The 11,665-nt window shown below is 61.4% G+C and carries 10 protein-coding genes and 1 CRISPR repeat array (1 of these 11 only partly in view); all 10 genes read left to right on the top strand.

All coding sequences use genetic code 11. From position 1 onward, the window contains the following. Positions 1-131 precede the first annotated feature (131 nt). The 10 genes from M8N44_RS03205 to M8N44_RS03160 all read left to right on the top strand — a co-directional run bounded on the left by M8N44_RS03205 (position 132) and on the right by M8N44_RS03160 (position 11,395). On the top strand, positions 132-770 hold the full coding sequence (locus M8N44_RS03205) for a hypothetical protein (protein ID WP_102749339.1): 639 nt from the start codon (positions 132-134) through the stop codon (positions 768-770). Positions 771-782: 12 nt separating this feature from the next. Continuing rightward, positions 783-1,247, top strand: coding sequence for a hypothetical protein (locus M8N44_RS03200; RefSeq protein WP_102749340.1), 465 nt, complete (start codon positions 783-785; stop codon positions 1,245-1,247). Positions 1,248-1,280: 33 nt separating this feature from the next. Further along, complete coding sequence (locus tag M8N44_RS03195; RefSeq protein ID WP_102749341.1) at positions 1,281-1,493, top strand: hypothetical protein; 213 nt, start codon at positions 1,281-1,283, stop codon at positions 1,491-1,493. A 33-nt stretch (positions 1,494-1,526) separates the two neighbouring features. Continuing rightward, positions 1,527-2,108 (top strand): hypothetical protein, encoded by a 582-nt coding sequence (locus M8N44_RS03190; protein ID WP_102749342.1) that lies wholly within the window; start codon positions 1,527-1,529, stop codon positions 2,106-2,108. A 74-nt stretch (positions 2,109-2,182) separates the two neighbouring features. Beyond that, positions 2,183-4,789 (top strand): BACON domain-containing protein, encoded by a 2,607-nt coding sequence (locus tag M8N44_RS03185; RefSeq protein ID WP_102749343.1) that lies wholly within the window; start codon positions 2,183-2,185, stop codon positions 4,787-4,789. 61 nt (positions 4,790-4,850) lie between these two features. Continuing rightward, positions 4,851-5,207 (top strand): hypothetical protein, encoded by a 357-nt coding sequence (locus M8N44_RS03180; protein ID WP_102749344.1) that lies wholly within the window; start codon positions 4,851-4,853, stop codon positions 5,205-5,207. 27 nt (positions 5,208-5,234) lie between these two features. Beyond that, entirely contained in the window at positions 5,235-5,744 is a 510-nt protein-coding gene (locus tag M8N44_RS03175; protein WP_102749345.1) for a hypothetical protein, read from the top strand. Between the two features lie 46 nt (positions 5,745-5,790). After that, a complete protein-coding gene (locus tag M8N44_RS03170) occupies positions 5,791-8,334 on the top strand; it encodes a coiled-coil domain-containing protein (protein ID WP_180976191.1) in 2,544 nt (847 codons plus the stop codon). Positions 8,335-8,361: 27 nt separating this feature from the next. Further along, on the top strand, positions 8,362-10,536 hold the full coding sequence (locus M8N44_RS03165; RefSeq protein WP_102749346.1) for a hypothetical protein: 2,175 nt from the start codon (positions 8,362-8,364) through the stop codon (positions 10,534-10,536). A 22-nt stretch (positions 10,537-10,558) separates the two neighbouring features. Next, on the top strand, positions 10,559-11,395 hold the full coding sequence (locus M8N44_RS03160) for a glycosyltransferase family 2 protein (RefSeq protein WP_102749347.1): 837 nt from the start codon (positions 10,559-10,561) through the stop codon (positions 11,393-11,395). Positions 11,396-11,481: 86 nt separating this feature from the next. Then, positions 11,482-11,665: direct repeats of the CRISPR family, unit length 31 nt; unit sequence GTTTCAATCCACGCACCCGTGAGGGTGCGAC; it runs 1,404 nt beyond the window's last position.

The following is an 11,665-nucleotide window of genomic DNA, read 5'->3' as shown; positions in this document are numbered from 1 at the left end:
TCGGATGCCGGACGCAGCATCGCGCGGTCTGGCCAGCTCCTTGAGCCACCAGCGCAGGTCGCGGTTACTGATCTTGCCGTCCATCCCACTCATGTCCCCCTTATGCCTCAACCCTTAACTGATGTCAACTCATGATCAGGTTGCACGTAGATGTGATTGGGCTTAACCGGCTCCCCCTGGCTCCCGCCATCCGCACGGAGATGGTGGCTGACGTGGCCAGGGCTGCCCGCCAGGCAGTAAGGGATAGTTTCCAGGACATGCTCGACCGCACCCAGTCCCAGAGATTCTGGGGCGCGGCCAAGCGATCAGTCAACCCTCCCGTCATCCGGGACAACAAGGCCACCATCGACATCACCCACATCGGCGTGCGCCTGCAGTGGCTGGGCGGCACCGTCAAGCCCTCCGGCCGCAAGTCGGAGGTGACCGGTCGCCGCATCAAGAGCCTGCTCATCCCGTTTAAGGATTCCCCCCTGCGCCGGCGCTCCCTGGCATCCCTCAATATCCCGGAGGAGGAGGTCATGGTCCTGGGCGACGTCGATACCGGCAGCGCCATCCTGGCCCGCGTCAAGCAGCGTAAGCGCCGCAACAAGGACGGCCACTACCAGGATGTCACACCACTGGGTGCCCTGGTCAAGTCCGCCACCATCCCGGCCCATCCGGAGGTGATGCCCTCCCGCGAGCAGATGCGCAAGAATGCCGTGTACGCCGCCACCCTGGTCCTCAACCGCCTCCTGGCCCAGGCCGACGACAACTCAACACTCAACTCTTAACTCTCCACTCTCATGGACAAGGATTACAAGCTCGCCGAGCATCTCATCAAGCACCTGCAGCAGGACGACGTCCTGGCTCCGATGGTGTGCCCAACCGTGTGGGACGACCAGGACCAGGTGGACGCCATCAACCGCGTGGCCATTGGCAAGCCCGGCAGCGTCGCCGTCACTCCTGCAGGATACGTCCCCCTGCTGGACATGGGCGTTGATGCTCCGATGGTGCGCATGCACGCCGTGCTGGCCGTGAGCTGCTTTGCCAGGACAGCCGGGATGCCCGGAGGCATGCCGCCTCTGCGCTGTCTGTCCGGCATGGTCGGGCAGGCGCTGCACGCGGTCCGCACCTGGGACCCGGTCGTCGACCGCGTCTGCTACGACATGCCTTCCGTGGCATCCGTCGAGGATTACGATATGAGTAAGTCCAAGCTCACCGGCTTCCGGGGACGGGCCATCATCCTCTACGCTCCCGTCAACTTTTAATTTTTCCCTCATCCTCACCCACAACACACAACCATGGCTAAGACCAACACAACCAACAACACAGATACGACCGGCACGACTCCGCAGGCTCCCGCCCAGGAGGATACGCTGGTGTTAGTCCGCGTGACCAAGACGGGCACGCTCATCAACGGCGCTTACGGGCGCGCAGGTGCGACCGCCAAAGTGACAGCCTCCCAGGCCAAGGCCCTGGAGGCGGCCAAGCTGGCCGTCATCATCGGCGTGTAACTACCAACCATTAACCAACCACTAATCACTGATATGTCTAGATTTATCATCCCCGGCCTGATCATCGGCTCCAAGGTCAGCATCGCCAAATTCGGAGCCTCCATCGGCAGCGGCGACCAGGCCAAGACCGTGTCTGCAGACTGGCTGCCCGTCCCTCCGAGCGACGAGGACCCCGGCCCCTGGCTCTACATGGGCAAGGTCCGCACCAGCAACCCTCAGATTGAGCCCAAGACCGCAGAGATTGAGGGCACCAGCGTCGGCGGCACCTACGAGACCGAGGAGATGCAGCTGGTCACCAAGCGTAAATTCCTGTTTGCCTCCAACTACATCACCCCTGAATTCCTGCAGCTCTCTTTTGGGCTGCGCGAGGACTGGGGCACGGAGCAGGTTGTGTTTGCCGCCGGCTCCACGCAGATCGACGTCTACGTCTACACGGAGTGGACCGACGCCTACCGCGACGGCGCCAGGATCATGAGCGCCTGCATGCAGGGCCGCCTGCGTCTGGTCAACCCGGCCAAGGCGGCGTCTGATCCGTCCCTGGCCGAATTTGAGCTCAGCGTTGTTTACAACCCGCTTTGCAAGCTGACGCCTGACGCGGACTATCCGGCGGCCTAAGCACGCCACTTCCTCCCGGCGATCCGCCGGGAGGAACCTTTCTCAACTCTCCACTCTCCTCCCCCCACACTGATATGATACTCCTGATTGACTTGGCCACCATGGCCGTCATGCACCCCGGCGGCATACCGGTCACCGACCTGTCCCTGGTGCGCGGCGATAAGCTGCCCCTGCGCATCACTCTGCTGGATGAGGGCACTCCGGTGACTCCCTCCGGCACAAGGCCGGCGCTGGCCGTCAAGACCGCCCTGGGTGACGATACCCTGGTCCTGGCCGCCACCAACCTGGAGCCGGTCGACGACGCTCTGGGGCTGGCTTATGTTGGCAGCTTGTCGGTCAACACGACTCAGTTGATCGCAGCTATGGGCAGCGCCGATCGCATCGACCTGGTCGCGGAGGTGGTCATTATTGACGGAGACGGCTCCCAGCGCACCTCATCCCTGATCAAGGTAAGAGTGCGCCAGGATATCATGCCGGCAGACGTCGTCCCTCCAGATGACGTCATCGTCAACTGGGAGGAGATGGTGGCCGCATCCCTGGCCAACCAGCTGCCAGACGCCTTGCACAACGCCGGCATGTATGTCACTCCGGCCAGCGGCACGGCATCCATGTCGCCTCCCGGCTATGACCAGGACCAGACCGTGGCATGGTCATGGGCTCGGTTTATATTTGGCGATGACCTCTTGACCGGTTATGTCGGATCGATCTGCAAGGTGCGTGACGTGTACATGTGGGCAGTCCTCGGCACGACGGACACCACACCGCGCTGGCTGGACATCTGGCGACGTGCTCCGGGCGGGGACTGGGTATTGGCGGCACGATCCAGTCAGGCCGTAGCATCCAGCACTGACGTGGACCTGTACATGTGGGGGATGATTGCCGATACGGATATTGTAATCGGGGACGAGGTGGCGCTGCACGTCTATGGTGGCACGCCCGAGGCGCCAGTGGAGATCCCCCTGTCCATCGCCCGGCAGATGGTGACGGCAGCCGACGGGCGCGGGATTGCGTCTGCGCTGGACGGACCGATTACCGATGCCACCGTCATGCCCGCAATGATGTTGTCCTGTACTTATCAGGACGGCGTCAGCGTGGGAGGGGTTAATCTGGCCACCCGCGCCGAGGTGCAGCGGTTGACGGATTATGCTGCCGCTACCAGCAAGCAGACATACCAGGATGCCCGCGCATCCGAGGCGGCCAGGGACGCAGCTCAGGAGATTGCCGAGGGTCTGGCCATCACTGTTGGCACGGTCACGACGGGCGAGCCAGGCAGCCAGGCAACCGCCTCCCTGACACCCGGCAGCACGCCGGGATCGTGGCAACTGGACATGACTATACCGCGCGGGGACGTGGGCGCTGTGGACACCTCCAAATCCTACACATGGACACAGCCACAGGTATTTGATGCCACCGTCACGGCATCCAGGGGCGTTCGCGTGCCGCTGCCTGCCACGGCCCAGGAGGCTATCTCTTACGAGGCGCTGATAGAGCAGCGGGCCGCAGATGATTGGCGGCGGGCGAACTACTACATGGAGACGCTGATCCCGTCTTGGGTGACAACACTGGTGCGGCAGATGCAGATGTCCGACGCTTATAATGTAGTCACGGCCAACGCATCCTCTAAGGAGGCGGTGTATACCAACGATCTGCACGATTTTTTGATTACCATGATGCCCTCCGCCGGTGTGTCTTTGATTGGCCGATCTACAGGCGCGTGGAAATTTGCCAATTACATGGGAGATCATAACAATAGTGCTTATGCCGCCGCCGTTGTATGGCGGATTATCGGCTCTGACAAGGCGTCTATCCTGCTGGGGAGCACATCCCAAGGGTACTCATCGACAACTAATCCGGCAGCGCCCTGTTATGCTCACCCCATCCATTGGGCTGACTACAATCTGGACGCAGCGGATTACAGGTATCCGTTGCTCAACGCAGTCAATAATTACACCAGCCGGGACATGGCACCCGCATGGCAGGTGACGATTTATCCCACAAGCTACCTGGGGAGTACGACGTCTTGCCTGATCCGAGGCACGGATTATGGGCGCGCCGTTGGCGACCAGCTATATATGTGGGCGCTTGTGCCCAAGATCACTTACGTTGCCGTGGCAATGGCACCCCGCGCAGCCGCCGATCATCAAAACACGATGAACAGATGGGAACTGTTTGTCGACGGCAATTATGTTATGCCGATGACATCCTTGTTTTGTGGCAGCGGCCACACGGCCTGCGTCACAGTTAAGGCCAAGGCTCACGAGGCAAGCAGTACCTTGCAAGTGGGGCTGCGTATGGGAGGCATGAGGATTGACGCAGCCCCCGCGCTGGGGGTCAACGATGTACGATCCATTATGGGGCGCGTGGTGATGGACGGAGTAACGGCCAAGCCTATGCCGGCGGTGACGGCTTCCGCGCTGGATGTACCTGCGGAGGGCGGTGAGGTAACGCTGACGGTATCGTCCACGCTGTCCGAGGCGGTTTATATACTCAACGATACCATGTGCGGGCATGACCCCGCCGCCGTATGGTGCATGCAGTCCTCTGAGCAGACACCAGCCGGAGGCGGCCAGATCACCCTGACGCTGGCTCCCAACACGACTGGCCAGCCCCGGCAGGTGTGGGCGTTTGTCGGCCATCACTACGCCCAAGCCTCCGTCGTCAAGATTAACCAATTAGCTTAACAACAACATGCAAGAGATACATTTACATTTTCCGCGCCCAGGTAAGTGGGACAAGTACACCATGACAGCCGTGTACCAGGACGCGGACGGCTACACTCACACTGACCATTATACCCAGGATGACATACCCGCCGATCAGGCCCCGGTCCTGGAGGCAACAGTCACCGCAATCGCGAGCATGGGTGAGGACTGGCAAGCCTCCCAGGTGTGGGCACAACTGGGAGACGACTCCGTGATCAATAACCCCGCTGCCCGCGAGGGGGCCGTCGAGGTGCACGAGGCCGTACTACTGACGGTTGAGGCTGTCAATAGTGCCGGCGGCCGGCGCATTTGCACACCCTCCGAGTACATGCAGTTTGTACTCGCGGACCCCAGCGCGGTGGCGTTTTTCCGGTATTTCACGGCTCTCAACTCTTAAGTCTCACCTCTCCACTCTCATCACACCATGCACTACCTCTCTCTCGACACGGTCATCTACCGTCCGGACGGACTCCGGGATATCGTGCTGTGCCAATACGACGACGTGATGGAGGAGCTGGTGACCGTCAAGCCATCCGTCCAGATCCAGCGCGAGGCCGTCATCGGTAGTCCCTGGATGCACCAGGCAGCCCGTGGCAACGCCTCCCTGCAGATGTCTTTTACCCTCGTGCGGGCGTTTACGACTTTCGCCCGCGCCCATGCCTGGGGACTCGACCTGCAGGAGGCGCTCACCCTGCACCCGGAGGGTGTGGTTACCTGGTTGTCCTGCTACTACCAGGGCCGGCCGGGCCGGACCAGGACCTACCACGCTACGGTTGACCTTGCCCAGCCTCTGCCGCTCACGAGCGATCATGACCTCGGTCCGGATGGGCCGCGCCTCGGCCGCCGTCCGGAGGATATCCGGCTGCCGGATGCCGAGGGCAAGGTCTGGGCTGCCCTGCAGGTATCCCTCACCCTCACGGGAGACATCTCTTAACCACTCTATTAACTTTTAACTATTAACTAATAACTATCATATCACCATGGCAGACAAGGATTACAAGGTACAGGTAGGTGTGGAGGCCAAGGCCGACACGCGAGGACTGGATCAAGTCAACAAGGGACTCGACAAGGTCCGCAAGACGGCACACCAGGTCAACGAGGAGCTGGGCGACAAGGAGGTCGCCACCAACCTGGAGGAGGTGACCGATGCCGCTGAGGAGACTGCCGATGCCCTGGACAAGACCAGTGACGCTGCAGAGGGTGTGCAGGAGGCCGTCAGTCAGGTTGGCCAGGAGGCCAAGACCACCGGCAATGAGATGGACAAGGCCGGCAGCAAGGGAGAAGAGGCCGGGCGCAAAATGGAGAGGGGAGCTAGGAGAGCGGCGTCCGGATTGGGTAACCTCAAGAGCAAGGTACAGGCGACGTTTAACATCCCTACCGAGCTGGAGGCTGCCTACAACCGGGGGGTGGCGTGGGGCAAAGCCATCCTGGATGCCTGGGATAAATACATTGAGGGCGTGGACAAGGCCGCTGTCAAGCGGGCGCGGGAGCTTAAGGACCGGCTGGCCACCGAGGCCGCCACCCGCGAGCAGGCTTATACCGATGCGCTGACCAACGCCAAGCGAGAGCGCATCTATGACGAGGAGCAGCGCAGGATCACGGCCATCAATGACCTCTACACCCAGCGCCTCCAGCTCATCGGCCAGCTGGCCGTCAACCGCACGGCGGAGGTGGATCATGTCGAGGCCCTCCGTCAAAAGGAGCTGGAGCTGCAGCGTACCATCGTCAAGACCCGCGAGATCAGGGGGGAAATCAGTAAAGAAACGGCCGCCGCCCTGATGGCCGACCTGGACGCCTCCGAGGCCAAGTCCGCTGCCAAGTCTCGTGAGGATCGTCAGCAGATCATGCTGGATGCAGCCATCCAGGCACGCGATGAAACGGCCAAACAGGTGGCCCAGATCAAGGCTGAGCAGGAGCAGGCGGCCAAGTCGCCTTATGCGGGTGTGACTCCGGATGGATATCGCACACTCAAGCGACGGGAGGAGGTGCTTGACAAGGCGCATCAGGAGGCCAAGGACCTCCTGCCGCAGAAACAGAAATTAGAACAGGAAAAACAACGCCTCGAAAAAAGTATTAGCCTACTCGAAAAGACGCAGGAACTTAACAAGCAGCAACGGATGAATCCGTTGCTGGGGGCGGAAAATGCCATCTATGAGACGGAGCGCAGATTACAGGCAGACCGTGCCCGATTGGAGCGCATCAATAAAGAGTTGGGCACAGCCAACATTGCTATTGCCAAAGACAAATCCCAGCAAGCAGAGCGTCAGCTTGTTGAAGATAAAATAGATGCCATTGAGGACTATTACCGCACTAGCAATCCTCTCAAGTCGTACTCGGCTAACAACGATGGTGCAGAGAAGATGAAGAATGATATCGCCGCAGATATTGCAGCTCAGGAAGCCAAACAAAAAGATATCAAGGACCGTCTCAAGGAAAAAGAAAACCAGCTCAAGCTGGACGAGGCCAACGTCACTACTCAGCAGCAGATACTGCAGTACCAGCGTGAGATCAACTCCAAGGAGGCTACCATCGCCGCCGCCAAGGCGGATCAGGCCAGCGCCGTGGCTGCCGACGAGCGTCGGCAAAAGGACCTCGCCGAACTGGCCAGCCAGCGCAAGGGCGTCCAGGAGCGCTGGCGCGAGCACTACGACAAGCTCACTGCCAGCCAGGATTACAAGGAGCGTGAGACTCCCAGGCTCAAGCGGCTGCTGACCCAGGGGCAGCACATGGCCGATGCCGGCTACATGTCCGAGCAGGACGCCGTGCGCCTGGGACAGATGCGCGACGAGGCCCTCAAGGGGTTGCCCAGGGAGCTGCGGGCCAAGGTCAAGTGGATGGTGGACGACATGATCAAGGGATACTCCAGAGCCGCGTCCGGAGAGAGAGAGTTGTTGACTCCCCTGGAGCGCAAGGACCTGGAGGCGAGTCGCTACAAGGCCAAGCTGGACGGCCTCTCCGACATTACGCCCAGCCTGCCCAAGGATGGGGCCGCCAGCAAGATTGTGGCGATCCTCAAGGATGTGGCCAAGTACGGCATCCTCAATGAGGCCACCGTCAAGCGGCTCCAGTCCCTGTCCATGCGTATCAACGGAGACGATGCCGCCGGGCAGCGTGTCGTCTCCCTGGTCAAGGAGCTGGTCCAGGGCGAGCTGGGCCGGATATTGATGACCATGTCCAGGCCTCAGCCGGTCAAGCCCCGCCGCGTTACTCCGGAGGGCCGCGACCTGGACGCGGAGGATGCGGTGCGCACGCGTATCCGGGCCGGAGCCCAGGCGCCACAACCTCCTCCGCATCCTGCTCCCCAGCCTGCAGCAGGCCAGGACTACAGCTCCATGATCGGCGAGTTTACCCGGCAGATGTTTGGTCAGAGCGACACCTCTGGCCGTATCCTGGATGTCATGCAGCAGTTTGTCACCATCGCCAAGCAGGCGGCCGATAACTCCTCCCGGCACAACGACCGTTTGAGCACGATTGAGCGGGAGGTGGCAGCCCTCAAATCCCGTGAGCAGTACGGTCGCCATTAACCCCTATCCATCACCGATTGATCCTCCATGCACGTCATTGAGCTAACAGGCAGCGCCATCAAAGGAGCCAAGTATGACTGGCGCAATTTTACGGCCGCCAAGGTATCTTGGCTGCAGCTGGCCCGCGACCAGGACGAGCCGGCTCCCTATGCCTACCTGGATGATGTGCGCGTAGTCTGGGACGGCGTCATCGTGCTACAGGGCACGATCCGCAAGTGCGCTCTGGAGCAGTCCGGCAATGCCTGGCGCTGGTCCATGGAGGCATGCGATATCCTCCAACCCCTGGAGGCGGCCTTGTGTTTCAATCCTGGCGGTAAACTGAGCGGCGGCTTGTCTCCCTATGTCTCCGGAGGCGGGGGTGATGGCGTGGACGTGCCGCGCAAGATCAAGATCGCCAGCACGGTGCAGTGGCTGCTGGAGGATGCCCGCAAGTACGGACTGCTACCGGCAGACGTCGGCATTGAGGTGGCCGTATCTCCCACGGCCTGGATGTGGGACACTGCGTTGGGCTGTGACATGTATGCCGGGGTGTTGCGCAAGCTTCTGGGCGGCCGTCCTGGCATGGTGTGCTGGGTTGATTACTCCGGGGCCTCTCCCGTGATCAAGGTGGCTGACGGAGAGGAGTTGCCGGTGGCGACGCTGGACCGTGTGCGCGATCGGTTGTCCGGTATCAACCTGTCTCCCCGCCCGGACCTGGTGCCTCCGGCCGTGGGCGTCGTACTGACGGCCGGACGGCAGGCTTACCAGTCCCAAGTCTGGCCCAAGGGAGCTGACCTGCACCAGGAGGGATGTGTCACCATCCAGGTGGCGCTGTCCGGTGGCGCCACCTCCACCGGGGACGAGCCTCCGGTCAGCAGTGAGGACCCCGTCTGGGATTTTACCAAGCCGATTGTCGAGGTCAGGGGCGACAGGCTGCCCACGGGTACGGGGGCGGCCGACCTCAAGTGGTGGCAGTCCCAGGTGCCGGAGCTGGCCAAGGCGACTGGAGTAGGATTGGGGATCATCAAGCGGTCTCTGATAGCGGATGTAGAGGGCAGCGACCTGTCCAATTACTCCACCGATGATACGGCCCAGCGATATCGCCACGCGTCCGGTCAACTGTCCACCATCTGCAAGACCATTAAGTGGAGTTACATAGAGCTGCGCCAGGTCGTATACACCGACACCAAGCCTCCCAAGGGCACCGAGATGATCTTCACCAAGACCCGCAACTTTGGAGGCCGCGTCCGCTATTGGGGATGGCTCAAGTGGCGCGGGCGCACCATCAACAAGCAGCGCATGCGTTACCGGGCCAGCAAGTCCGGGGATGCCGGGGGGGATGACGGCAGCGATCCGCCCATCAGCGGCGGAGGCACACCGCCGTCATCCACGATGGAGTGGCCGGATTATACGTCCATCCTGCGGCAGTATTACGAGATCACCCGTCCGCTGCCCTGGGAGGGTGCGGTTACGTCCCTGCGCGCCCTCTGTCCGGCCGGGTTGGTGGGCCGCCGGCTCGCCCTGGAGGGCGCTCGCCGTGCGTACCGGGACATGGCTACCGTCGTCCAGGGAGTCTCAGTGGATTTAGCCGGCGAGACTACATCACTCACGACGGGCGTACCCTCTCACCTGTCCCTGCAGGACATGGTAGACCGCATCCAGCAGATGGCTGCCGACCAGCAGGAGCTGGACCAGGAGCAGCAGCAGGACAACCCGGTCCAGACATTGCAATATGACGACGAGGCCTACAAGTCACCGGATGCCCCGACCATCGGCCCGGAGGGCGGCATGGTATGGAGCGAGGCGCCGGAGCAGCCTCCCGCCTACGGCTATCAGGTCACCCTGGAGCGCGCCGAGGGCAGCGACGACATAACCGGCTGCCGAATTCGTCCGGGCAAGCTGATGCTCTCCGGCCGGTACATCGGTACGGTTCCCACGCCCAATAGCGGGGAGTGGTTTGCGTCCTCGTGCACGGCAGGCGAGATATGGCTGGACGTCAAATTCAGTGGTATGGGCAAGCTGACCGGCACCTCCATAGCTTACGAGCAGGGGGCGGTCAACCCCCTCCGCCTTCAGATGGAGGAGGGCGACCCCTCGGAGGTGTTTTCCTATTCCTTCCACTTGGCCACCATCCGGGACAAGGAGGTCATCCAGCACATGCTGGGCACCATCCAGGTGCCGGTCTACGGAGGCACTTTCTATCCATACGGCCCCGCCATCTAAATTTTACCCTATATATAATAGTATGATCAGGATTTTTATTTTTTCGTACTCCGGAGACGCCGACGAGGCAGCAGCTTGCGTGCGGTGCGCCCGGATGGCCGTACCCTATGCGAGCGTGACGGTGGTAGATGATGCAGCCAGTCCGGTACAGGAGGATATCGCAGATGCTCTCCGGTCCATGGGGGCGGACTACGTACAATCCACCTGGGAGCGCAACGGCAACCTGCGTGGCCCGGATTGTATCCGCGGCATGCTTTCCGAGATGTGCCGGGAGGCCGAGGATGACGATATCCTGGTCAAGATTGACTGTGACACGGCTCTCCTGGATGACGGCTGGCTGCGGTGGATGGAGTCCCGGCCATGGTGCCCGATGTATGCCTCTGGGGATTTTATCGACGGCTCCTGGAGGATTTACGGCTGTCTGTACGCCTTGCGCGGCTGGATGGCCAGACGTCTCTACCGGGAGATGGACTGGACGCTCCTGGACGATTCAGCGCCGGAGGACGTGACGATCGGCCGCGAGGTACTGGCCAGAGTGCCGGTGACATTGTGCCGGGTTGAGGAGCCGTGGCGACAACGATCTCCTTGGAGCGAGTGGACGGCCTGGTGCTGGCCTAGCAGGACGGTGAGAGCCGAGAGCTATGCGGCCAGGTTTGCGATGGTGACCACCGGTTCCCCTCGCATGGATGACCGGCCATCCAGCGAGCGGGCCAGAGTGATGCACCTGCTGGCCGACGCCAGGGAGCGGATGCTCCGGGAGGGAGTGGACAGGGAGGACGATGAGGCGGTGGATTGGGGTGAGCTTCTGGCCGCGTGTAAGGGTGAGGCAGAGTCTATGCAGACACCCTGCGCGGAGTAGGCAGACAGGCAAGTTATATCAGATACCTGTCATAGTTCTATCAGATGCCTTGGCGCGTTACAATAGTAGGCCGTTCAGTCTGCGACATCTAAATCCACGCACCCGTGTGGGTGCGACGAGCCAGAAGGACTTTGTGGAATTTCTGGAGGAGTTTCAATCCACGCACCCGTGAGGGTGCGACTCGAAACCAGGACCATCACGGACCCTGACACAGGTTTCAATCCACGCACCCGTGAGGGTGCGACGTGAACAAGTTAGAGATTCTTACGA

Source organism: Akkermansia massiliensis (assembly GCF_023516715.1).
Lineage (GTDB): Bacteria > Verrucomicrobiota > Verrucomicrobiia > Verrucomicrobiales > Akkermansiaceae > Akkermansia > Akkermansia massiliensis.
The sequence above is the reverse complement of the archived record's forward strand: the minus strand, read 5'-3'. Positions and strand labels throughout refer to the sequence as shown.